Below are 24183 nucleotides of genomic sequence, written 5' to 3' on the forward strand. Positions count from 1 at the left end.
CGAGACGTAGGTCATCGAAGCCTAGGTCCCGCGAGCTGCCCGCCGGGAGGCGCGGGGCCTGTGACCATTGTCCTACCAACGGGTAACTTGCGCCGCGGAGGACGGTTCGACGCGAGACACCAGTCCCGCGCGCCACGACGGTCACAGGCGGACCCGGGTGAGCCTCCCGGCCGGGGTGAAGGTGAGCCGCACGTCGGTGCTCCCGCCCGCGGCGGTCCGGGCGCAGTAGGAGAGCTCCGTGCCGAGCCGCTGGTGCGGCTGGCCGACGCTCCGCAGCACCTGCTCGACCGACGCCCCCTTCGCCAGCCCGCGGAACGCCCGGACCGGAGACGCCTCGGACGGCTCGCGGCAGCCGTCGTTGCTGATCCCGAGGGCGCGCTCCCACATCTGGAGGTACGCCTCGGCGCCCCGGTCCAAGTCCGCGGTGATCTCCTCGCCGGCGAGGTTCTCGAGGTCCTGGAACCAGTCGGGGTAGAGCCCGTAGTGCGCGACGCCGTCCTCGTTGAGGTCGTAGACGCGCTCGCCGCTGACCTGCTGCCCGACGGTCACCCGACCCAGCTTCGAGTAGAACGGGTAGGTGACCTTGTCCGAGGCGTCGGAGCCCCGGGGGTCGCCCTGGGCGCCGAGCCCGTTGATGTCCGCGCCGTACCCGAAGCCGAAGTAGTAGCGCGGGTCGGCCCAGGTGAGGTGCTGGCGCCACTTCTCGACGAACCCCTCGGCGTCGCCGGCGTACGGCATCACCACGCCGCCGAGCTCGTAGATCCGCGGGTAGGCGTCGGGGGTCGACCACGAGTGGCTGGAGATGACGCCGGAGTAGTCGAGCTCCTCGAGCAGGTCGAGGCTGGCCCGCCGGGCCGCCACGCTCATGTGGTCGGGGTCGAAGATCATCCCGCGGTCGACCATCCCGCGGATCGTGTGCTCGCCGAGCGCGCTGAGCCCGCGGGTGTTGCAGTGCGGCGCCGGGGCGTAGACCGGGACGGCCGGCAGCCGGATGCCGGCCACCTCGGCGATCGCCCCGAAGAGACCGTCGCGGGCGGAGAACACCCCACCGTCCTCGGGCACGGCGTACTGCTCCTTGTCCTCGACGCCCTCGCCGTGGCTGCCGGGGCACCGGTTCATGTCCCAGAAGGACTGCGTCTCGAGGAAGTTGGCGGCATTGACGAGCACGCCGACCGGCCCCTCGTCGCCGGCGACGCCGGAGAGCGCGTTGTCGAACTTGTTGACCAGCTCCATCTGGCGCACCCCGAGCTCGTGCACCTCCTGCAGCTGCCGGTCGATCGTCGCCCGGTTGCACTCGGGGATGTTGTCGAGCGCCAGCGAGCAGCCGAACGGCACGCTGGTCTCGATCCCCATCACGACCGCCAGCCGGCCGGAGTTGATCACCCGGCGGGCCTCGAACGGGTCGGTGACGATGCGGTACCACCCCTTGCCGGGGCCGCCGTGCTGGGCGTCGACGTACGCCTCGAACTCGCGCATCCGCTGCGCCTGCAGCCGGATCGACCGCATGTCGTCGCAACGGGTCTGCGGCCAGCTCGGCCCCTTCAGGGGGTAGATCGCGCAGAGCTGGTTGTTCTCGACGAGCAGGTTCACGAAGAGCCGGAGCCCGCCGCGCCAGGCCCGCTCCATCCACGCGTGGTAGGTGCCCTCGTGGGTCAGCGAGTCCGGCGCCGGCCAGTCGCGGAAGGTCGGCCAGCCGGTGGTGTCGTGGGCCGCGACCGGGGAGCCTCCGCGGGTGAGGTTCTCCAGCAGCGCGCCGTAGCCGCCGCTCACGGAGTGGTCGGGGCAGTCGACGAGCGCGGCGGTGACGCCGAGCGGGGACCACGGCTTGCCGCAGTGCGCGGCGCCGCCGAGGAACTCGAAGGCCATCTGGTGGGTGTGCGCGTCGGTGGTGCCGCGGACCTCCTGGAACGGCGTGACCCCGGCGAACGGCCGACCGGTGATCCCGGTGCCGATCTCGGGGAACTCAGCGCACCCGGTGGTCAGTCGCAGCCGGAACACCGACGCGGCCCCCGTGGCCAGCGGCGTCCCGGCACGCAGCCCGGTCGAGCCGCGGGTGAAGGTGAAGCCGCCCTGCTCCTGGCGGAGCGTCCACACCGCCTGCTTGCGCGGCTTCGAGGCGACCACCGGCGGCTCGAGCAGCGACGCGCGCGCCGAGAGGACGCGGTCGGTGGTGTCCATCAGGAGGTACTCGCCGAGCGTCGCGGCCTTGAAGAAGAAGGGCTCCGCGGTCGCGGCGGAGGTGCCCGTCACCGTCCAGCCGCGACGGCCCTCACGGACCACCCAGCGGCCGTCGGGCGCCTGGAGCGCGTAGCAGCCGCCGGCCATCGCGTAGCGGTCCTGCGGGACGGTACGACGGGGTGGCTCGGCCGCCATCCGGGTGAGCACGGGGTCGGGCTCGGCCCGCTGCGCCTCCACGGCCTCGACCGACTCCTGGGCCTCCTCCGGGGTGGTCGGGTCCTCGGTGTCCGCGGCCTCCTCGCTGCGCGAGACGTCGTTCTTGGTCGCCGGGTCGTCGTGGCGGTGGCCGCCCGCGGTCTGCTGGTCGTGGGTGTGGAAGCCGTCCGGCTCGGCGGTGCTCCCGGTGGCCTCGTCCTGGCGAGCCTGGGCGGCCTCGTCGTAGCTGCGCAGGAGCGCCTTCGCCTGCCCCGTGCCCGACCCGCCGTCGTCGCCGTACGACGGGGCGACGACGCCGGCCACGACCAGCCCGGCCGCGACGGCGAGCGAGGCGACGAGCCGGCGTCGCTGGCTCGACGGGCCCAGGTCCAGGCCGGGCTGCGGGGTGGGTTCCTGCTCCACGGTTCTCGCGCCTTTCGTCCCAGGACGGGGCGGAAGCCGTCCCGCCTCTGCAACGACGGGGGAGCGGCGGGGTCACGACGGGCTCAAGCCCTGCGGCTGACCACCCAGGTCGCGACCTGGGTGCGGGAGGCCAGCTCCAGCTTGCGCAGGATCTTCTCGACGTGGCCCTGCGCGGTGCGCACCGAGATCACCAGCCGGTCGGCGATCTGCTGGTTGGTGAGCCCCTCGCCGATGAGCAGCGCGATCTCGCGCTCGCGGCGGGTGAGCCGGGTGCCGTCGAGCGGGTCGTCGGCCACCGCCCGGTCGGCGGTGAGCGCCCACCGCACGGCCTCGGCGGTCGACATGGCTTGCCCGCAGCGGTAGGCGTCCTCGAAGAGCTGGTCCCGCAGCGAGCCCCGTGCGAGCCGCTCGCCGAGCTCGCGCTGCGCGGCGATGTACGGCGCGGAGAGCGCGGTCACGCCGATCCGCCGCCAGAGCCGTTCCGCGGCCCCGAGCAGCGTCGCCGAGCGGGCGGGGTCGCGCCGGACCGAGGCCGTCGCCGCCAGCGACTCGAGGCAGAGCGCCACCCCGACCTCGTCGCCGATCGGCCGCTTGAGCTCGAGGGCACGGGTGGCGTGCGCGTCGGCGGCGTCGAGGTCACCGCGCTCGCGGAGGTCGAGGCTGAGCGACCACAGCGCCATGGAGTGGAGGAACCGCTCGCCGACGGCGCCGGTGCGCTGCGCGAGCCGCTGGTTGACCTCGACCGCCTCGTCGAGGCGGCCGAGCGCGCTGAGCGCCAGCCCCTGGGCGAGCAGGAGCATCGACTCGATCTGCAGGTGGCAGCCGGCGTGTGCGCGGCGCAGCCAGCCGGCGCTCGTCTCGACGGCGCGCTCAGGGCGGCCGTCGAAGAGCGCCAGGCCGGCGTCGGCGAACGCGAGGTACCCCTCGACGCCGACGTCGTCGAGGCCGGCGCCCAGCGCCCGGGCCTCGTCGAGGTGCCGGGCGGCCGTGCCGAGGTCGGCCTGCAAGGACGAGAGGTACGACGCGACGGCGTGCGCGCGGGCCCGGAGCGCGGGGTCGGCCCCCTCGTGGCGCAACCCCGTGGTCAGCCAGTGCACGCCCTCGCTGATCCGGCCGGTCATCACCCAGTAGTGCTCGAGCCGCACCACCATCGTCAGCCCGGTCGCGGCCTGGTCGGGCGTGGCGCAGGTGCGCTGCAGGACCCCGCGCAGGTTGTCGTGGTTGCGGCGGGCGAGCCGGACGAGCTCGTCCTGGTCGGGGCCCATCCACCGCTCGGCGATCTCGCGGACCCGCTCCATGCCGACGAGGGTCTGCCGCTCCTCCCACCGCGCCGTCCCGCCCTCCTCGAGCAGCCGCGCGGCGCCGTACTCCCGGATCGTGTCGAGCATCCGGTAGTGCGCGACCTCCTCGTCGGGGTCGCGGAAGAGCACCGACTTGTCGACCAGGGAGGCGACGAGGTCCATCACCTCCGCGCGGGGGACGAGTGCGTCGGTGCAGGCGTGCTCGGCGTCACGGAGGTCGAACCCGGCAGCGAAAACCGACAGCCGCTGCCACAGCAGCTGCTCCGGGCGGGTGCAGAGGTCGTAGCTCCAGGCGACCGAGGCCTCCATGGACCGCTGCCGGTCGGGGGTGTCCACGTAGCCGCGGCTGAGCAGCCGGTAGCGGTCGCGGAGCCGGGTGAGCACGGTGCCGAGTACGACCAGCGGGCCACCCTCGCGGCGAGCATCTCCTGGGGGCTCAGCGCACGGATGCGGGCGGCCGCCAGCTCCAGCGCGAGCGGCACCCCTTCGAGCTCGGTGCACAGCCGGGCGACGGCGGCGGCGTTGGCGTGGTCGACCTCGAACCCGGGCAGGGCTTCCGCGGCGCGGGCCGCGAACAGCGCGACGGCCTCGGAGCTCCGCAGTGCGTCCAGGTCGTCCTCCGGCCCCGGCAGCGCGAGCGGCGGGACCCGGTAGACGAGCTCACCGGCCAGGCCGAGGGGCTGGCGGGAGGTGGTGAGCACCCGCAGCCCCGGGCAGCTCGCGAGGAGCTCGGCGACCAGCACCGTGCAGGAGTCGAGGAGGTGCTCGCAGTTGTCGAGGCAGAGCACCGCCGGCTGGTCCCCGATGCTCTCGGCGAGGAGCCGGACCTGGCTGGTGCCCGGGTGCGGGTGGAGCCCCAGTGCCTCGGCGACCGTGAGGTGAACCGTCGCCGGGTCGCGCAGGTCGCCCAGCCCGACCCACCAGGTCGTCGTGGTCGCCCCGAGCTCTCGGAGGACCTGGCGCGCGAGCCGCGTCTTCCCGGCGCCCCCGAACCCGATGAGCGTGACGCATCGGGCCGTCGTCAGCGCCCGCTGGATCTCCCCCAGCTCTCGACGGCGACCGGTGAACGGCGTGCTCCCGAGGGCCGTGGTGGTCACGATGCCTCGAACCCTATGCCGACTCGGGTTCGGGGGACAGGGCGGAGCGCGGCTCGGAGCAGCACCCGGGGGGCGGGCAGCCGAGGGGTCAACGGCTGCCCGCCGCGGAGGGGTGCTCCGGTCCGACGGCGTGCCGCCGGACCCCGACGGGGTCCCCGTCGGTGGCGACGCACTCCGGCGAGTCGGGGAACCGGACGGTCGTGCGTCGCGACGTCATCGAGTCTTGCCGTGGGCGCACCGCCCCGACACGGGCAGAATTACCTGTTTCCCCAGCCGCCGCGGTGCACGACCTCCGCAGCCGGCCGCCGCCCGCGCCGGGCGGACCCCCGGGAACCGGGGTCCGCGGCGGGGTGGCCGATGGTCAGCGCGCCGACCGGGCGGTACGCCGGGGGCACCCCGAACTCGGCCCGCAGCGCGTCCACCGCGTCCCCGGGGACGCCGAAGAAGCAGCTGCCGAGCCCCTCGTCGACGGCGGCGAGCATCATCAGCAGCGCCGCCATCCCGGTGTCGACGTCCCAGTACGGCACCGGCCACCGCTCCTCGGACCGGTCGGTCCACCCCTTGTCGGGCTCGGCGTACCGGTCGAGGTAGGCCTGCTTGTGGCTGAACGGCACGACCACGACCGGCGCGGTCATCATCCCGCGCAGCCAGCGGTCCGGAGCGTCGACGCGGTCGCCGGCGGTCGAGCGCCAGTAGCGGGCGACGTCCACGGGGGTGTCGAGCACGAGGAACGCCCACCCCTGGCTGAAGCCGGCGCTGGGGGCGCGGAGCGCGTGGCCGAGGATCCGGTCGAGCGCCTCCGGGTCGACCGGCCGGGGTGAGTAGTTTCGGACCATCCGGCGTCGCCGGACCACGTCGGTGAGCTCCATGGCCCAAGCATGGTGTCCGGCGTGCGACGGATGAGCGAGGGGAGGCGCAGGTTGAGCCGCACGTCGAGCCGCACGTCGAGCCGCACGTCGAGCCGCACGTCGTACCTCCTCGAGCACGGCTGGGTCGACGACCGGCTGTGCTCCGACGTGACCGTCGTGGTCGAGGACGGCCGGTTCGTCACCGTCGGCGGCCCGCCCGTGCCCGGCGCCGAGCGGCTGCCCGGGGTGACGCTGCCCGGGTTCGCCGACGTGCACAGCCGCGTGCTCGACCGGGCCCTCGGCCCCTGGACCGGAGCAGGCCGGGGGGAGCGCTGGGCCACGCTGGTCGATCGGCTCGACCCGGACGGCTACCGCGAGCTGGCCACCGCCGTCTTCCGCGTGCTGGTCGCGGGTGGCACGACGAGCGTCGGCGAGATGCACCTGCTCCACCACCAGGCCGGGGGCGTGCCCTACGACGAGCCGAACGCGACGGGGCTCGCGCTCGTCGAGGCCGCCCGTGACGCCGGGGTGCGGATCGCCCTGCTCGACACCTGCTTCCTCGCCGACGGGTTCGGCCGTCCGGTGTCCGGCGTGGCCCGGCGGTTCTCCGACGGCACGGCGGAGGAGTGGCAGCAGCGTGCCGACGAGCTCACCGCCGACGCCGGTGGCGACGTGGTGGTGGGCGCCGCGGTCGAGTCGGTGGAGCACGTCCCGCTCGACGACATGCGGCTGGTGGCCGAGTGGGCCGACCGCTTCGAGACGCCGCTGCACGTGCGGCTGTCGGCGAGCCGGTCGGAGAACGACGCCTGCTCCGAGGTGTACGGGCGGACGCCGACCGAGCTCCTCTCGGAGGCCGGTGTCCTCACCGACCGGACCACCGCCGTCCACGCGTCGTACCTCGTCGGGAGCGACCTCGTCCGGCTCGGCGCGGCGTCCTGCACGGTCTGCCTGTGCCCGGGCAGCGAGCGGGAGCGTGGCGCGGCCGCCGCCTCGGCGGAGGAGCTGCGGGGTTGCGGGGCCCGGCCGGTGCTGGGCACGGCGGGCGGTGTCCTGGGGGTGCGGGAGCAGCTCGGCCACCTGGACGGGCCGGTTGCCGACCGCGTCCGGGCCGCCACCGCCGACGGCCACGCCGCGCTCGGCTTCACCGACGCGGGCCGGATCGCGGTGGGCCACCGCGCCGACCTGGTCACCTTCGATCTCGGGGACGCACCGTCAACCGAGTCGGCGCTGGTCGGAGCACCGGGTGCCGAGGTCGTGCAGGTCGTCGTCGGAGGGCGGGTCCGGCACCGCGCCGGTGAGGGGCCGGAGGCCGCCCGGGCGCTCGACCGGGTGCTCGAGAGGTGGGTTCCCTAGGGGGGTCCGGGGGTGGTCCCGCAGACGAATAGGGAGTTCTTCCGATGTGCGGGGCTACCTCAGACGCGCAGTCTCGTGGTGTCGCGAGAAGAGAAGCCATCCGAGGAGGACGCCGTGGGACCCGTCGACCTGTACCTGCTGCCCGCCGAGCTCGACTACCGCCGCGAGGAGCTCCGAGGCTCCCGCTACCGGAAGCCGCGCCGCCGCCTGGTCGCGCGCCGCGCCGCCCAGCCACCGGCGCGCCGGACCGGCTGAGCCGCTGACCGCGCTCACCGGACCGGCCGCGGCCGCACCGGCCGAGCTGCTGGGTGCGCGGCTTGTCGGTGGCCCTTGGGAGACTGGCGAGGTGCCTCCGCCGCTGACCGTCTCCACCTCCGCGCTGCTGGGCCGTGACGACGAGCTCGAGTCGTTGCTCGCCCACGCGGGCGTCTCCGCGCCCGCGGGCGGCCCGGCGCGCGTGGACGCGGGGCCCGACGGCGGCCGGGCCGTGCTGCTCGGCGGCGACGCCGGACTCGGCAAGACCCGGCTCCTGGTCGAGCTCGCCGACCGCGCCCGCTCCGCCGGCTGGCGGGTGCTCGTCGGCCACTGCCTCGACATGGCCGACCTCCTCCTGCCCTACCTCCCCTTCTCCGAGCTGGTCGGCCGGTTCGCCGACGAGGAGCCCGAGCGCGCTCGCGACGTGGTCGGCCTCCACCCCGCCGTCGCCGCCCTCGCGCCTGGCCGGCGGCTCCTCGTCGGTGCGGAGCGGCCCCGCGCCGCCGACGACCACCTCGACCGGGCCGAGCTCTTCGAGCACGTCCACGCCGCCTTCGAGGAGCTCGCCACCGACCGGCCGCTGCTCGTGATCCTGGAGGACCTCCACTGGGCCGACCAGTCGACCCGCGACCTGCTGACCCTCCTGCTGACCCGGTCGTTCCGCGGGCCGGTCTGCCTCATCGGCTCCTACCGCTCCGACGACCTCAACCGCCGCCACCCGCTGCGCGCCGCCCTGGGCGCGTGGGCCCGGCTCCCGGGCGTCCTGCGCCACCAGCTCGCGCCCCTCCCCGACCCCGCGGTGCGGGGGCTGGTGCGCGCCCTGCACCCCGGGCTCCTCGAGCGCCAGGTGGCCGAGGTCGTGGCGCGTGCCGAGGGCAACCCGTTCTTCGCCGGCGAGCTGGTGGCCGCGGCGCTGCAGAGCCGCTCGGCGGGGGCGCCGGCCCTGCCGGAGACCCTCGCCGACGTGCTGCTGGTCCGGCTCGACGCGCTCGACGACGCCACCCGCCAGGTGGTCCGGGCGGCCGCGTGCTCGGGGCGGCGGGTCACCCACGACGCGCTGGCCGCGGTCGTCGACCTGCCCGACGCCGGGCTCGAGCAGGCGCTGCGGACCGCGGTCGAGGCCAACGTGCTGGCCCGGGTCGGCGCCGACGGCTACGCGTTCCGCCACGCGCTGCTCGCCGAGGCGGTCCACGACGACCTGCTGCCCGGCGAGCGGGTGCGGCTGCACGGCCGCTACGTCGCCGCGCTCGCCGGCGGCACCGTCGCGGGCACCGCCGCGGAGCTCGCCACCCACGCCCGCGCCGCCCACGACCACGCCACCGCGGTGGCGGCCTCGATCCGCGCCGGCGAGGACGCCCTGGCGGTCGGCGGCCCGGACGACGCCGCCACCCACTTCCAGGCGGCGCTCGAGCTGGTCAGCCGCCCGGGGTCGACCGTCCCCGACGGCGTCGACGTGCCGCTGCTGGTCCGCCGGGCCAGCGAGGCGCTGACCGCCTCCGGCCAGCCCGGGCGTGCGGTCGCCCTGGTCCGTGACCACCTCGACGCCCACGGCGCCGAGCTCGACGCCCCGACCCGGGCCAGGCTGCTCGTCGCGCTCGCGGCCGCCGCCCTGCTCAACGAGAGCAGCGACGAGCCGATCGACGTCACCTCCGAGGCCGTCGAGCTCGCCGGTCCCGAGGCGTCCCGGCTCCGCGCGCAGGCGCTCTCCGTGCACGCCCGCGCGCTCACCAACGCGGGCCGCTTCGACGAGGCGGCCCCGGTCGCCGGCGAGGCCGCCGCGCTCGCCCAGGTGCTCGGGATGAGCGAGGTGGCCGCCGACGCCACCACCACGCTGGCCGACCTCGACGTGCAGTCCGGCGACCACGAGTCGGCGTTGCAGGCGCTCGAGCGCGTCGCGACCGAGGCGCGCGCCGCAGGGGACATCGAGGGGGAGACCCGGGGCCGCTACCACCTGGCGTTGATCCACCTGGAGCGCGGCAGGCTCGAGGAGGCCGCGGCCGCGTTCCACGACTCGGCGGCGGCCGCCGCGGAGGCCGGCCGGCCCTGGGCGCCGTACGGCTACAGCGCGCGCTACCACGAGGCGATGACCCTCTACCTCCTCGGCCGCTGGGACGAGGCCACCCGGGTTGCCGACTTCTCGGGCGAGACCCCGCCCGGCGACCCGGAGGCGCTGCTGTGCAGCGTGCAGATGCTGGTCGGCGCCGGCCGCGGCGATCGCGGCGTGCTCCGTCACTACGACACCTGGCGGGGCGCCTGGGGTCGCGAGGGGCTGGTCGCGCTCAACACCGGGGCTGCGGCGCTCGACCTGCTCGGCGCCGACCACGACGTCGAGGGGCTCTGGCGGGTCCACGACGAGGTCACGGCCTCGCTCGCCTCGCTCTGGTCGCCGCGGTTCCAGGGGCGGATCCGGCTCGCCGCCGTCCTGTTCGGCCGGCTCGCCGACGCCGTGGCCGCCGGCACGCCGCTCACCCCCGACTCGGTGGCCCGGGCGGCCGACGTCGCGGCCACCGTCGACGACATCGCCCGGCGCGCCGAGGCGCGGCCCCGGGGGTTCGGGGCCGAGGGGCGGGCCTGGGTGCTGCGGGCGCGGGCCGAGCACGGATGGCTCTGCCACCGCTCCGGCGGGCGTGGCCACCTCGACGAGCTGGTGAGCCAGTGGCGCGACGCCGTGGCTGCCTTCGACGCCTTCGGCCACCCCTACGAGGCGGCCCGGTCACGGCTGCGGCTCGCCGAGCTGCTCACGGCGCGTCGCGAGCAGGCCGAGGCGGGCCGGCTCGCGGAGGAGGCGCGCCGGACCGCGCGCTCGCTGGGCGCCCGTCCGCTGCTGGACGCCGCTCCTGAGCCCGCGACCCAGAAGGCCGCGGACAAGGGTGCCGCGCTGCTGACCCCCCGCGAGCAGGAGGTCCTCGAGCTGGTCGCGGAGGGGTGCACCAACGGCGAGGTGGCGCAGCGGCTCTTCATCAGCACCAAGACCGTCTCGGTCCACGTGTCGAACCTGCTCGCCAAGCTCGGCGCGGGCAGCCGCACCGAGGCCGTGGCGCTCGCCCGGAGGCGCGGCCTGCTCGGCTGAGCCGCCGCTCAGGGGTGTGACTTTTCGGGCAGAGGCTGTTTACTGGTCGGTGGGGGAGGGTTGGCGAGCCACTCCCGCGTGCACGCGGGACCACGAGCTGCCGGGCTCTGCTCGGCGGGTCCAGGCCCTCGCGTCGACCGCACCGCCCTGTCGTTCCCCCGTGGCAGGCGGTGGCGGGCTCGGCGCGGGGGCTGCGGACCCGCGCGCCCGTGACCGGCTCAGAAGGCCGCGCGCACCTGGTCCGCGGTCAGCCCGAGGTCGGCGGCCTGCGCAAGCGGCACGAAGGAGGTCGCGTCGGTCATCGCCTGGGCGTATGTGAACCGCATGGCCGCGAAGGTAGAACGTGTTTCAGTTCTCGGCTAGGGTGCGATGCGGACCGGAAGGGGCCCTGACCTGAACGTCGTTCACCCGGCTGGCCGCCTCTTGCGGAGGTCGGCCAGACTGGAGCCATGGCCGAGCTCCACGACGAGTCACCGGGGCGCGCGCTGCTCGTCGCGCTCCTCGCGATGGCCGGCGTCGCGCTCCTCGTCGGGCTGGCCATCGGCGGGGTGGTCATGGGTGCGGTCAACGTGCTCGGCGGCGGAGGCGGCTCCGGAGGCGGTCCGGCGGCCTCGGACACCCTCGTGATGCCGGAGTACTCGCCCACCGAGTCCGCCGAGGAGGAGCCCGGGCTCCCCGGCGCCAACGAGTCCTCGGGCCCCGACGTGACCCTCCCGCCCGACGAGCCGACCGCGAACACCGAGGTCATCACCCTCTCGGTCTCCCCGCAGAGCGTCGGCCCGGGCGAGCAGATCACCTTCAACGGCGTCTACGTCGACGGCGACGGCCGCACGCTCCAGGTGCAGCGCAAGCAGGACGGCGCCTGGACCGACTTCCCGGTCGAGGCCACCGTCACCGGCGGCGCCTTCCGGACCTGGATCCAGACCTCCCAGACCGGCGTCAGCCAGTTCCGGGTGTACGACGAGGAGGCCGACCGGGCCTCCAACGCCGTCACCGTCACCATCGGCTGACCGTTCCCGCGTCGAGCCGCCCCTCGTGGCGCGCGGATCGTGGTTGAGCCGCCCCTCGTGGCGCGCCACGACGGGCGGCTCGACAGGGCAAGGACAGCGAGGAAAAGCATGCTCCGGACGGGAATGGACCCACCCGGGACGTCGTTGGAACCAGTGCGACGAGGTTGAGTTGAAGCGGCTCAACTTGTTTGACAGACTTCAACGGTGAGGCCGGACCGGCCCACCACGGACTGAACAACCACGCACGCAGACGACATCCCGGACAGCGGAGGTAACAGGAATGGCTCGAGCGGTCGGCATCGACCTCGGTACGACGAACTCAGTGGTCTCGGTGCTCGAGGGGGGCGAGCCCACGGTCATCGCCAACGCGGAGGGTGCGCGGACCACGCCGTCCGTCGTCGCCTTCGCGAAGAACGGCGAGGTCCTCGTGGGTGAGGTCGCCAAGCGGCAGGCGGTCACCAACGTCGACCGCACGATCCGGTCGGTCAAGCGCCACATGGGCACCGACTGGACCCAGCGCATCGACGACAAGAACTTCACGCCGCAGCAGATCTCGGCGTTCGTGCTGCAGAAGCTGAAGCGCGACGCGGAGGCCTACCTCGGCGAGACCGTGACCGACGCGGTCATCACCGTCCCGGCTTACTTCTCCGACGCACAGCGCCAGGCCACCAAGGAGGCCGGCGAGATCGCGGGGCTCAACGTCTCCCGCATCGTCAACGAGCCGACCGCGGCGGCGCTCGCGTACGGCCTCGACAAGGAGAGCGACCAGACGATCCTCGTCTTCGACCTCGGTGGCGGCACCTTCGACGTGTCCCTGCTCGAGATCGGTGACGGCGTGGTCGAGGTGAAGGCGACCTCCGGCGACAACCACCTCGGTGGTGACGACTGGGACGCCCGCCTCGTCGACTGGATGGTCAAGAAGTTCAAGGACGGCAACGGCGTCGACCTCGGTGCCGACAAGATCGCCAAGCAGCGGCTCCAGGAGGCCGCGGAGAAGGCGAAGATCGAGCTCAGCTCGTCCACCGAGACCACGATCCACCTGCCGTACATCACCCACGGCGAGAACGGCCCGCTGCACTTCGAGGAGCGGATCAGCCGTGCGGAGTTCCAGCGGCTCACCGCCGACCTGCTCGAGCGGACCAAGCAGCCGTTCCGCCAGGTCATCAAGGACGCCGGCATCTCCGTGAGCGACATCCACCACGTGGTCCTCGTGGGTGGCTCGACCCGGATGCCCGCCGTCGCGGACGTGGTCCGCGAGCTGACCGGCGGCAAGGAGCCCAACAAGGGCGTCAACCCCGACGAGGTCGTGGCGGTCGGCGCCGCGCTCCAGGCCGGCGTGCTCAAGGGTGAGGTCAAGGACGTCCTGCTGCTCGACGTGACCCCGCTGTCGCTGGGCATCGAGACCAAGGGCGGCGTGATGACCAAGCTCATCGAGCGCAACACCACCATCCCGACCAAGAAGTCCGAGGTCTTCACGACCGCCGACGACAACCAGCCCTCGGTGATGATCCAGGTCTTCCAGGGCGAGCGGCCGATGGCGGCGCAGAACCAGCCGCTGGGCAACTTCGAGCTGACCGGTCTCCCCCCGGCTCCGCGCGGGGTGCCGCAGATCGAGGTCACCTTCGACATCGACGCCAACGGCATCGTGCACGTCTCCGCGAAGGACCGCGGCACGGGCAAGGAGCAGTCGATGACGATCACCGGCGGCTCGGCGCTGTCGAAGGACGAGATCGACCGGATGGTCCGCGAGGCCGAGCAGTACGCCGAGGAGGACCGGCTCCGCAAGGAGGCCGTCGAGGTCCGCAACCAGGCGGAGGGGCTCGTCTACTCGACCGAGAAGTTCCTCACCGAGAACGACGACAAGATCCCGGCCGACGTCAAGGACGAGGTCCGCGCCGACGTCGAGTCGCTGAAGAAGGCCCTCGAGGACACCAGCGACGGTGGCCGCGAGGCGATCGAGGCGGCTGCGGCGAAGCTCGCGGAGTCCAGCCAGAAGATGGGCGCCGCGATGTACGCCGCGGGCGGCGAGGGTGCTCCGACCGGTGACGCCGGCGACGCCGCCGCGGACGCCGACGGCGACGTGGTGGACGCCGAGATCGTCGACGACGAGGGTGAGGCCAAGTGACCGACTCCCACGAGACCGACACCGTCCCCACGGACGAGGTCGCCCCGGAGGAGCAGGCTGACGGCACGGCGGCCGCCGAGGAGGGGGCCGCCCCTGCCGAGCCGGTCGCGGGCGCGCCGTACGAGACGCCCGAGGAGATGGCGGCGCGGGTCAAGGAGCTGACCGCCGACCTCCAGCGGCTCCAGGCGGAGTACGTCAACTACAAGCGGCGCGTCGACCGTGACCGCGACCTGGTGCTGCAGAACGCGAAGTTCACCATCCTCTCCGCGCTCCTCCCGGTCCTCGACGACGTCGACCGGGCCCGCGAGCACGAGGAGCTGACCGGTGGCTTCAAGGTCATCGCCGAGTCGCTCGAGCGGATCGTGTCGGGCGAGGGGCTGGTGAAGTTCGGCAAGACCGGCGACCCGTTCGACCCGCGGATCCACGAGGCGCTGATGCACGGCCTCTCGCCCGAGGTGACCACGACGACCTGCGACAAGATCGTGCAGGCCGGCTACCGGATCGGCGACCGGGTCGTCCGTCCGGCGATGGTCACCGTGCTCGACCCCGACCCGTCGGGCGCGGCCGAGCAGGCCGCCCCCGACACCGGGGCGGACGCGGGCGGTGACGGTGATGGTGGCAGCGCGGGACCGACCGGCGACAGTGGCGCCGACGCGGGCGACACGAACGGCTGACGGCCCGACCACGGGTGAGAATGGAGACATGACAGGGGAGGAGGTGCGCGGGTGACGAACACCGACTGGGCGAACAAGGACTTCTACAAGGTCCTCGGTGTCGCCAAGGACGCGTCGCAGGCCGAGATCAAGAAGGCCTACCGCAAGCTCGCGCGCGCCAACCACCCCGACTCCAAGCCCGGGGACAAGGCCGCCGAGGAGCGGTTCAAGGCGATCGCCGAGGCCTACGACGTCCTCGGCGACGAGACGAAGCGCAAGCAGTACGACGAGATGCGGACGCTGTTCGCCGGCGGCGGGTTCGGCCCGTTCGCCGGCGGGCGCCCCGGAGGTGGCACGCCGTTCGACTCCAGCGACCTCTTCGGAGGCGCCGGAGCGGGTGGCGGCGGGTTCGCCGACGTGCTCGGCGACCTGTTCGGCACCGGTGGACGCCGTGCCCGGAGCCGTGCGCGGCGCGGCGCGGACATCGAGACCACCGCGACGATCGGGTTCACCGAGTCCGTCGAGGGGGTCACCGTCTCGCTTCGGCTCGCGGCGGAGTCCGCCTGCCAGGCGTGCCGGGGCACCGGCGCGAAGGCGGGCACGATGCCGCGCGTCTGTCCTGACTGCGAGGGCGTCGGGATGCGTGCGGCGTCCGTGGGCGGGGCGTTCCAGCTCAACGAGACGTGCCCGACCTGCCGCGGCCGCGGGATGGTCGTCGACGACCCGTGCCCGGTCTGCAACGGCTCGGGGCGCGGCGTCTCCGACCGGACCATCCAGGCCCGCATCCCGGCCGGCGTGAAGGACGGCCAGCGGATCCGGCTGCGCGGCAAGGGCGCCCCCGGCGAGCACGGCGGCCAGGCCGGCGACCTCTTCGTGGTCGTCAAGGTCCAGCCGCACCCGGTGTTCGGGCGCTCCGGCGACAACCTGACGCTGACCGTGCCGATCACCTTCGACGAGGCGGCGCTCGGCGCGGACGTGAAGGTCCCGACGCTGCTGGGCGCGCCGGTGACCGTGAAGATCCCCGCGGGCACCCCGAGCGGCCGTACGTTCCGGGTCCGCGGCCGAGGCGCCCCGCGCAAGGACGGCACGAAGGGCGACCTGCTCGTCACCGTCGAGGTGCACGTGCCGCCCACCCTGAACGACGAGGCGAGGAAGGCGGTGGAGGCCTACAAGGCCGCCGTCGCCGGCCCTGACGTGAGAAGCGGACTCTTCGGGAGCTGACCATGCCGACCATGCCGACCGGGCCAAGCCCTGCGAGCCAGACGCCCCGCCGGGGCGCCGGAGCCGACGCGGGACCACCGGGACCGCCTGGGCCGGACGTCCCGGTCTACGTCATCTCCGTGGCCGCGGAGCTGACCGGGCTCCACCCCCAGACGCTGCGCACCTACGACCGCCTCGGGCTGGTCTCCCCGGGTCGTACGGGCGGCGGCGGCCGGCGCTACTCCTGGCGTGACATCGAGCTGCTCCGCGAGGTCGCCGAGCTCACCGCGGCCGGGATCGGCCTGGAGGGCGTGCGACGGATCCTCCAGCTGGAGAACCACGTCGCGGCCCTCCAGCAGCGGCTCCAGGAGGCCGAGGAGCAACTGGCCGCGACGCAGTACGCCCTGGCCAACGCGCTCGCCGACCGCGGCAGCGCCCGTAACCTGCCCGCCGTCGCGCCCGGCCGGGCTGCGCAGTCCGTCGTCGTGTGGCGCCGGCGCGGGTGAGATCGAGTGACTTTCGTCCCGCCCGGCGCTAGCATCGGGACCCGGCCTAGGGGTGGGCCGGTTGCGCGCGAAGAGCGCGGGAAGAGAGTCGGGAGCGCTCAGTGACGGTTGTGCTGGCTGAGGACGATGTCGACATCCGCGACCTCGTCCAGATCGTCCTCGAGGGGCTCGACCTCGAGGTCCGCGCCGTGGGCACCGGGTCCGACGCGCTGGAGGCGTGCCGGGAGATCGGTCCCCGGCTGCTCCTCCTCGACATCACCATGCCGGGGATGAACGGGCTCGAGGTCTGCCGGGCGATCCGCGCCGACGAGAGGCTCCACGACCTGCCGGTGATCATCATGACCGCGCGGGCGCAGGCCAGCGACGTGGCGGCCGGCATCGAGGCGGGCGCGGACACCTACATCATCAAGCCCTTCGGCCCGATCGAGCTGCGCGAGCACGTCGAGGCGCTGCTCGCCCGCACGGCCCCCGCCAACGACTGACGCCTGCCTGCCGTACGCCCGGGGTTGGTGTTGAGCCGCCCCTTCTGGCGCGCGCCTGAGGTGTTGAACCGCCCTTTCTGGCGCGCTCTCGCCCGCCACGAGGGGCGGCTCAACGCAGGCCGGTTCGCCACGAGGGGCGGCTCAACAACACGGCCTCGGCACCGTCAGGCCGGGTCGTCCTCGGTGAGGAGCGGCAGCCGTACGACGAACGTGCTGCCCCGGCCCAGGGCGGACTCGACCTCGATCGCCCCCTGGTGGCCGGCGACGATCGAGGCGGCGATCGGGAGCCCCAGCCCGACGCCCTGGATCGCCCGGGCGTGCGCCTCGGCGGCCCGGAAGAACCGGTCGAAGAGGTGCGCCTGGTCCTCCAGCGAGATGCCGATGCCGGTGTCGGTGACCCGGAAGACCGCCTCGTCGCCGTCGACCCCGAGCCGGACGACGACGGTGTCGCCCTCGTGGCTGAACTTCGCGGCGTTGCTGAGCAAGTTGGCGAAGACCCGCTCGAGCTTCTCGGCGTCGCCGAGCACCTTGACGGACTCCCCGAGCTCGTGGACCAGCGCGACCCCGTGCTGGGCGAAGGTCGGCTCCACGGTCTCGAGGGCGCGGGCGACCGGCTCGCGGAGGTCGAGCGGGGTCCGGTCGAACCGGACGTTGCCCACCTCGACCTGCGACATCGTCAGCATGTCCTCGATCAGCCCGAGCAGCCGCCGGCCGTTGCGCTCGATGCGGCCGACGATCTGCTGGTGCATCGGCGGGAGCGTGCCGGTGTCGTCGGCGAGGAGCAGCTCGCTGTAGCCGAGGATGCTGGTGATCGGGGTGCGCAGCTCGTGGCTGACCGTCGCGAGGAAGTCGTTCTTCGTCTGGTCGACCTGGGCGAGCCGGTCGACGAGCTGCTTCTCGGTCTCGAGCGCCGCGGCGATGGACGCCTCCCGGCGGCGCCGGTCGGTGACGTCGTCGGCGACCCCGAGGTAACCGATCGGGGTCCCGTCGTCGCCGAACCGGTGGTTGACCACCACCGAGACGGTGCGTACCTCGCCGTCGGGGCGGACCAGCTCCCAGTCGGCGGAGGCCGGCGACTGGCGGGCGAGCATCTCCTCGACCCGCTCGGCCAGCGACCGGTCGGGCGGGTCACCGGGGACGACCGCGACCCGGAGCACGCCGTCGGGACTGGGGACGGCCGCGAGGCTGGCCCGGCCGACGACGTCCTCGGCGCGGCGGCCGCTGATCCGCTCGGCGCCGATGTTGAAGAACTCGACGCGGGCGTCGAGCGTGGTGCCGAGGATGGCGTTGCCGGTGGTGGCGTCGAGGATGTTGCTGACCATGTCGTGCTGGGCGGTGAGCCGCTCCACCGTCAGCCACTGCTGGGTCCGGACCAGCGACAGCGGCAGCGCGATCAGGGCGGCCGCCGCGATGTTGAGCTGGAGCAGGGTGCCGACCGTCTCCGGCGAGTGGCCGGTGCCCTCCACGATCTCGTAGAGCGGCCCGGAGCCGACCGTCGTCAGCCAGCTGATCAGCGTCCCGTAGGCCAGCAGCTGCACGGTGACCTCGCGGGTCGTCAGCCGCAGCGCGCCCCAGGCGAGGAACGGGAACGGCACGAACGCGAGCGGGAGGCCATGTCCCGGGCCGAAGACCACGAGCGAGGCGGCCAGCATCGAGCACCACTGCACGACGACCTCGGGGCCGGCAGAGCGGCGGTGAAACCGCTGGGGGCGCATCGCGAACGGGACCAGCAGGAGCAGCGCCGCGCCGTGCGACGCCATGACCGCCCGCACGGTGGCCCCGAAGTCGCCGCCGGCCACCAGGCTCACCGCGCCGCCGGCGATCAGCCCGCCCACGACCGCGCCGACGACCGCCGTCGCGGCGAGCCGCAGCAGGTCGACGAGCGCCACCAGCGGCGGCGGGTCCTGGTTGCCCCGGGTGAGCACCTCGACCGCGACGAGCGGCGCCACCAGGTTGACCACGCCGAGCGCGAGGGCGAGGTCGAGCGGCCGGCCACCGACGAGGTTGGCGAGCACCGCCACGACGTACAGGGCCGGCAGCAGCCGGGGCCGCTGCCCGCGTGGGAGCAGGGCGAGCGCGATGACGGAGAGCCCGGCGTTCGGCCAGTACGCCGAGATCTGCCTCTCCGGCGCGGACGCCTGCACCGACAGCGCGCCGAGCGGGACCTGGACGGCCACGAGCACGACCACCGCGACGAGGCGTCGCTGGCGTCGCGTGAGGGAGGTGCGCGCTGGCGACTGCGAGAGGGGGTTCATCGTGGCTTCCTGGGCGGCCGGTCGGCTCACGCTACCGCCGGGGGAGGAGTACCGCGGCGATCTCCGATAAGTTCTCAGAGTTGAGCGGAACAGACTCAACTCCGGGAACGTTGGACCCGGTGGAACCACCCCGCCACGGCCCGCAGGAGGAAGGTCAGCACCCGATGGAGATCTCGAAGTTCACCACCCGCACCCAGGAGGCCATCGCCGCGGCGATCCAGTCCGCCACCGGCGCCGGCCACAGCCAGCTCGAGGCGGCCCACCTGCTCGCCGCCCTGCTCGACCAGCGCGACACCCTGGTGCGCTCCCTCCTCGAGGCGGCCGGGGTGAAGGTCGACGCGGTCGTCGCCGACGCGCAGGCCGAGCTCCGCCGGCTGCCCTCCGCGAGCGGCTCGACGGTCGCCGCCCCGTCGTACTCCCGGGCCGCGGTCCAGGCCCTCAGCACCTCGCAGGACGTCGCCGCGGAGATGAAGGACGACTTCACCTCCGGCGAGCACCTGCTGATCGCGCTCGCCACCGTCGACTCCCCGGCCAAGCGGGTGCTCACCGAGCACGGCGCGAGCGCCGAGGCGCTGCGCGGCGCGATGCCGCAGGTGCGGACCCAGCGGATCACCAGCCAGGACCCGGAGTCGACGTTCGAGGCGCTCGAGAAGTACGCCGTCGACCTGACCGCCCGCGCCAACGAGGGCAAGATCGACCCGGTCATCGGCCGTGACGACGAGATCCGCCGCGTCGTGCAGGTGCTGTCGCGGCGCACCAAGAACAACCCGGTCCTCATCGGCGAGCCCGGCGTCGGCAAGACCGCCGTCGTCGAGGGGCTCGCCCAGCGCATCGTCGACGGCGACGTCCCGGACTCCCTCAAGGGGCGGAAGCTGCTCGCGCTCGACCTGGGCGCGATGCTCGCCGGCGCGAAGTACCGCGGCGAGTTCGAGGAGCGGCTCAAGGCCGTCCTCAACGAGATCAAGGCGGCCGAGGGCCAGGTCATCACGTTCATCGACGAGCTGCACACCGTCGTCGGCGCGGGCGCCGGCGGCGACTCGGCGATGGACGCCGGCAACATGCTCAAGCCGATGCTGGCCCGCGGCGAGCTGCGGATGATCGGCGCGACGACGCTCGACGAGTACCGCGAGCGGATCGAGAAGGACCCGGCGCTCGAGCGCCGCTTCCAGCAGGTGTACGTCGGTGAGCCGAGCGTCGAGGACACGATCGCGATCCTCCGCGGGCTCCAGGAGAAGTACGAGGCCCACCACGGCGTGAAGATCACCGACGCCGCTCTGGTGTCCGCCGCGATGCTCTCCGACCGCTACATCACCGGCCGCAACCTCCCCGACAAGGCGATCGACCTCGTCGACGAGGCGGCGTCCCGGCTGCGGATGGAGATCGAGTCCTCGCCCGTCGAGGTCGACCAGCTCCGCCGGGCCGTCGACCGGATGAAGATGGAGGAGCTCGCGCTCGAGCGGGAGACCGACGACGCCTCCCGCGACCGGCTCGAGCGGCTCCGCCGCGACCTCGCCGACCGGCAGGAGGAGCTGCGGGTGCTCGAGGCGCGGTGGGAGCGCGAGAAGGCCGGGCTCGAGGGCGCCGGCGAGTTGCGCCGCCAGCTCGAGCAGCTGCGCGTCGAGGCCGACCGGTTCCAGCGCGAGGGCGACCTGACCAAGGCGAGCGAGATCCTCTACGGCCGGATCCCGGCGCTGGAGAAGCAGATCGAGCAGGCCGCGCGTGCCGAGGCCGTCGAGGACCCGATGGTCCGCGAGGAGGTCGGTCCCGAGGAGGTCGCCGAGGTCGTCGAGGCCTGGACGGGCATCCCCACCGGCCGGCTGCTCGAGGGCGAGACCCAGAAGCTGCTGCAGATGGAGGAGTTCATCGGCGCCCGGCTGATCGGCCAGCGCAAGGCGGTCGCCGCGGTCTCCGACGCCGTACGCCGTTCGCGGGCAGGGATCTCCGACCCGAACCGGCCGACCGGCTCCTTCCTGTTCCTCGGTCCGACCGGTGTCGGCAAGACCGAGCTGGCGAAGTCGCTGGCGGACTTCCTCTTCGACGACGAGCGCGCGATCGTCCGCGTCGACATGAGCGAGTACTCCGAGAAGCACAGCGTCGCCCGGCTGGTCGGCGCGCCTCCCGGCTACGTCGGCTACGAGGAGGGCGGCCAGCTCACCGAGGCGGTCCGCCGCCGCCCGTACTCCGTCGTGCTCCTCGACGAGGTCGAGAAGGCCCATCCCGAGGTCTTCGACATCCTGCTGCAGGTGCTCGACGACGGCCGGCTGACCGACGGGCAGGGGCGCACGGTCGACTTCCGCAACGTCGTCCTGATCATGACCTCGAACCTCGGGTCGCACTACCTCGTCGACCCGACGCTCGAGGAGGACAAGCAGCGCGACGCCGTCATGGGGGTCGTCCGGTCGCACTTCAAGCCGGAGTTCCTCAACCGGCTCGACGAGGTGGTGGTCTTCGACGCCCTGTCGATGGAGGACCTCACGCACATCGTCGACCTGCAGGTGGCGGCGCTGGCCAAGCGGCTCGAGGTCCGGCGGATCGCCCTCGAGGTGAGCGCGGCGGCCCGCGAGTGGCTGTCGATGACCGGCTACGACCCGGCGTACGGCGCCCGGCCGCTGCGCCGGCTCGTGCAGACCTCGATCGGCGACCCGCTCGCCCGGCTGCTGCTCTCCGGCGAGGTGCTCGACGGGAGCACGGTCCGCGTGGACGTCGAGCCGGAGGGCGACTCGCTCACCCTCACCCCGGTCGACACCTCCGCGGAGGGGTGACCGGGTGGCGCGTGGTGCAATGGGGCGGGTGAGCGAGAAGGAGCGGCTGCCCCGACCCCGCCAGGTGACGATGGCGGCGGTGATGTCCGTCGTCGGCAGCGTCGTCCTGGTGGTGAGCCTGGTGGACACGCTCGGCCGGCTGCGCAGCGCGGAGACCCGCCGCACCATCGACGACTTCCTCGCGCAGCCGCCGGGCAGCGGGCTCGGGATCGACACCGCGCAGGTCGTCGAGCTCATGCGGGTCCTCGGCTACGCCAGCGCCGTCCTCGCCGCGACCACCCTGGTGCTCGGCGTCTTCGTCGCGCAGCGCCACCACGGGGCCCGGATCGGGTTGACGGTGGCGGCCGGGCTGCTGCTGCTCACCATGCCGGTCTCCGGGCTGATGCCGCTGTTCGTCGCCGCGGCGGCCGGGTTGGCGTGGACCCGGCCGGCGCGCGACTGGTTCGCCGGGCGGCCGGCCGCGGCCGCCGCGCCGAGCCCGGCGCTCTCCGAGCAGGGGCCGCCGCCCTCGCCGTTCCCCTACGGAGGGTCCGGCGGCCGGCCCGAGGAGCGGCCTGTCCACCTGCCGGACGAGAGCCCGGCGCAGCAGCCGCCCCCCACGCCGGAGTGGCAGCCGGGCACCGCACCCGTTCAGCACCCCGACGCCCAGGGCCAGCCGTGGCCATCCCCGTCGTACCCGCCCGCCCCCGCCCGCCCGCCGGGCAAGCGCCCCGCGACGGTGACCGCCGCCGCGGTGCTCACCTGGGCCGGCGCGGGGGTCACCGCCGGGCTCGCCGCACTGACCGGGATCGTGGTCGCGGTGGCACCCGACGCGGTGGTCGACGAGTTCGACCGGATCTCCGCGGACAGCGGCGCGGACCTCTCGCTCACCCGCCAGGAGGTCCTCGCCACCGCTTGGGTGTCGGTCGCGATCCTCCTGGTGTGGTCGTTGATCGCGATCCTGCTCGCGGTGCTCGCGTTCCGCCGCTCCAACGTCGGCCGGGTGCTGCTCACGATCTCCGCGGCGATGACGGCGCTGCTCAGCCTGCTGTCGATCGTCAGCCTGGTCCCCGGCATCACGCTGGTGATGGGGATCGCCACCGTGGTGCTGCTCTACACCGGCGGCGCGAACCAGTGGTACCGCAAGGAGCAGCCCTGGCAGCAGCCGCAGTGGGGACCGCCCGCCGACCGGCCCGGCCCCTGGTGACCCGCGTCAGGCGGTGAGGTCGGCCTTCCCGAGCCGCTCGAGCGCCTCCTCGACCGTCGACCGCTCCTTGCAGAACGCCCACCGGACCAGGTGCGTGCCACCCGACTCGTCGGGGTCGTCGTAGAAGACCTGCGCCGGGATCGCGACCACCCCGGCCCGCTCGGGCAGCGCCTCGCAGAACGCGACCGAGTCCTTCCACCCGAGGTGGCCGACGTCGCTGAGCGTGAAGTACGTGCCCTCCGGCACCACCGGGTCGAGCCCGAGCTCGCGGAGCCCCGCGCAGAGCAGGTCGCGCCGCTCCTGCAGCCGCCGGGCCAGCTCCTCGACGTGCGCCATCTCGTGGTCGAGCGCGTGGGCGACCGCCGGCTGCAGCGGCGCGGCGTTGGTGAACGTCAGCCACTGCTTCGCCGCCATCACCACCTCGACCAGCTCCGGTGATCCGGTCACCCACCCGACCTTCCAGCCGGTGACCGAGAACGTCTTGCCCGCGCTGGAGATCGACACCGTCCGGTCCGCCATCCCGGGCAGCGTCGCGAGCGGGACGTGCTCGCGACCGTCGTACAGCAGGTGCTCGTAGACCTCGTCGACGACGACCACCACGTCGTGGCGCACCGCCACCTCCGCGACCGCACGCAGCTCCTCCTCGGTCAGGACGGCCCCGGTCGGGTTGTGCGGGGTGTTGAGCAGCACGACCGCGGTGCGGTCGGTGACCGCGGCCCGCAGCGCCTCGACGTCGAGCCGGAACCCCGTGTCGGTACGCCGGAGCGGGACGGGGCGTCGTACGCCGCCGGCCATCGCGATCGTCGCGACGTAGGAGTCGTAGTAGGGCTCGGTGACCACCACCTCGTCCCCCGGGTCGACGAGCGCGAGCACCGCGGCCGCGATCGCCTCGGTGGCGCCCGCGGTGACCAGCACCTGCCGGTCGGGGTCGAGCTCGATGCCGTAGCGGCGGGCCTGGTGGCGGGCGACCGCCTCGCGCAGCTCCGGGACGCCGGGGCCGGGGGCGTACTGGTTGCGCCCCGAGCGCAGTGCCTCCTCCGCCGCCGCGAGCAGCCCGGGCGGCCCGTCCCGGTCGGGGAACCCCTGCCCCAGGTTCACCGAGCCGGTGCGGAGCGCCAGCGCGGACATCGTCGTGAAGATCGTGGGCGGGACGTCCTGCAGCCGCCGGGCCAGCCGTGCACGCATGGTCCCGACGCTAGTCGAGCGGTGGAGGCAACCGTTCGGCTCGCACGTGCGTCTATCCCTGCACAGGGCTGGTCCGGATGGTTGGCTCCTGCACATGAT

Annotated in this window: 17 protein-coding genes; 11 read left to right on the top strand and 6 right to left on the bottom strand. The window is 73.8% G+C overall.

Annotation, left to right across the window (positions count from 1 at the left end; translation table 11 throughout):
- Positions 1 to 141: 141 nt before the first annotated feature.
- The 4 genes from FIP57_RS11800 to FIP57_RS11815 all read right to left on the bottom strand — a co-directional run bounded on the left by FIP57_RS11800 (position 142) and on the right by FIP57_RS11815 (position 6063).
- Positions 142 to 2796: a hypothetical protein gene (locus FIP57_RS11800; RefSeq protein ID WP_148573677.1), complete on the bottom strand. Its 2655-nt coding sequence runs from the start codon at positions 2794 to 2796 to the stop codon at positions 142 to 144.
- Between the two features lie 83 nt (positions 2797 to 2879).
- Entirely contained in the window at positions 2880 to 4259 is a 1380-nt protein-coding gene (locus tag FIP57_RS24430; protein ID WP_148573678.1) for a LuxR C-terminal-related transcriptional regulator, read from the bottom strand.
- A complete protein-coding gene (locus FIP57_RS24020; RefSeq protein ID WP_148573679.1) occupies positions 4259 to 5194 on the bottom strand; it encodes an ATP-binding protein in 936 nt (311 codons plus the stop codon). The genes FIP57_RS24430 and FIP57_RS24020 overlap by 1 nt, the downstream gene beginning before the upstream one ends.
- Positions 5195 to 5451: 257 nt before the next feature.
- Positions 5452 to 6063: a nitroreductase family protein gene (locus FIP57_RS11815; protein ID WP_148573680.1), complete on the bottom strand. Its 612-nt coding sequence runs from the start codon at positions 6061 to 6063 to the stop codon at positions 5452 to 5454.
- 51 nt (positions 6064 to 6114) lie between these two features.
- Here FIP57_RS11815 and FIP57_RS11820 point away from each other — a divergent pair, with 51 nt between their 5' ends.
- The 9 genes from FIP57_RS11820 to FIP57_RS11855 all read left to right on the top strand — a co-directional run bounded on the left by FIP57_RS11820 (position 6115) and on the right by FIP57_RS11855 (position 16696).
- The gene (locus FIP57_RS11820; protein ID WP_148573681.1) at positions 6115 to 7395 is read left to right on the top strand and encodes an amidohydrolase family protein; all 1281 of its coding nucleotides are present in this window, start codon (positions 6115 to 6117) and stop codon (positions 7393 to 7395) included.
- Between the two features lie 114 nt (positions 7396 to 7509).
- Positions 7510 to 7650 (top strand): hypothetical protein, encoded by a 141-nt coding sequence (locus tag FIP57_RS23225; RefSeq protein ID WP_162529784.1) that lies wholly within the window; start codon positions 7510 to 7512, stop codon positions 7648 to 7650.
- A 91-nt stretch (positions 7651 to 7741) separates the two neighbouring features.
- Positions 7742 to 10720 carry an ATP-binding protein gene (locus FIP57_RS11825; RefSeq protein ID WP_162529785.1) on the top strand — a complete coding sequence of 993 codons (2979 nt, stop codon included), beginning with the start codon at positions 7742 to 7744 and terminating at the stop codon, positions 10718 to 10720.
- Between the two features lie 449 nt (positions 10721 to 11169).
- Positions 11170 to 11730, top strand: coding sequence for a hypothetical protein (locus FIP57_RS11830; protein ID WP_148573683.1), 561 nt, complete (start codon positions 11170 to 11172; stop codon positions 11728 to 11730).
- A 280-nt stretch (positions 11731 to 12010) separates the two neighbouring features.
- The gene (dnaK, locus tag FIP57_RS11835; protein WP_148573684.1) at positions 12011 to 13855 is read left to right on the top strand and encodes a molecular chaperone DnaK; all 1845 of its coding nucleotides are present in this window, start codon (positions 12011 to 12013) and stop codon (positions 13853 to 13855) included.
- Entirely contained in the window at positions 13852 to 14529 is a 678-nt protein-coding gene (gene grpE, locus FIP57_RS11840; protein WP_148573685.1) for a nucleotide exchange factor GrpE, read from the top strand. Before dnaK ends, grpE begins: the two co-directional genes overlap by 4 nt.
- Positions 14530 to 14580: 51 nt before the next feature.
- Complete coding sequence (dnaJ, locus tag FIP57_RS11845) at positions 14581 to 15729, top strand: molecular chaperone DnaJ (protein WP_148573686.1); 1149 nt, start codon at positions 14581 to 14583, stop codon at positions 15727 to 15729.
- Positions 15730 to 15848: 119 nt separating this feature from the next.
- Positions 15849 to 16214: a heat shock protein transcriptional repressor HspR gene (locus FIP57_RS11850; protein ID WP_420846686.1), complete on the top strand. Its 366-nt coding sequence runs from the start codon at positions 15849 to 15851 to the stop codon at positions 16212 to 16214.
- Positions 16215 to 16315: 101 nt separating this feature from the next.
- Positions 16316 to 16696 carry a response regulator transcription factor gene (locus FIP57_RS11855; protein ID WP_148573688.1) on the top strand — a complete coding sequence of 127 codons (381 nt, stop codon included), beginning with the start codon at positions 16316 to 16318 and terminating at the stop codon, positions 16694 to 16696.
- Between the two features lie 164 nt (positions 16697 to 16860).
- Here FIP57_RS11855 and FIP57_RS11860 read toward each other — a convergent pair whose 3' ends face one another.
- Positions 16861 to 18951 carry an ATP-binding protein gene (locus FIP57_RS11860; RefSeq protein WP_148573689.1) on the bottom strand — a complete coding sequence of 697 codons (2091 nt, stop codon included), beginning with the start codon at positions 18949 to 18951 and terminating at the stop codon, positions 16861 to 16863.
- A 164-nt stretch (positions 18952 to 19115) separates the two neighbouring features.
- Here FIP57_RS11860 and clpB point away from each other — a divergent pair, with 164 nt between their 5' ends.
- Positions 19116 to 21713 (top strand): ATP-dependent chaperone ClpB, encoded by a 2598-nt coding sequence (clpB, locus tag FIP57_RS11865; RefSeq protein WP_148573690.1) that lies wholly within the window; start codon positions 19116 to 19118, stop codon positions 21711 to 21713.
- 28 nt (positions 21714 to 21741) lie between these two features.
- Complete coding sequence (locus tag FIP57_RS11870; protein WP_148573691.1) at positions 21742 to 22899, top strand: hypothetical protein; 1158 nt, start codon at positions 21742 to 21744, stop codon at positions 22897 to 22899.
- 6 nt (positions 22900 to 22905) lie between these two features.
- On the opposite strand, the gene FIP57_RS11875 is transcribed toward FIP57_RS11870, so the two are convergent.
- On the bottom strand, positions 22906 to 24084 hold the full coding sequence (locus FIP57_RS11875) for a pyridoxal phosphate-dependent aminotransferase (RefSeq protein ID WP_148573692.1): 1179 nt from the start codon (positions 24082 to 24084) through the stop codon (positions 22906 to 22908).
- Positions 24085 to 24183 lie beyond the last annotated feature (99 nt).

The sequence above is a fragment of the Nocardioides caldifontis genome, from assembly GCF_008087345.1.
GTDB lineage: Bacteria > Actinomycetota > Actinomycetes > Propionibacteriales > Nocardioidaceae > Marmoricola_A > Marmoricola_A caldifontis.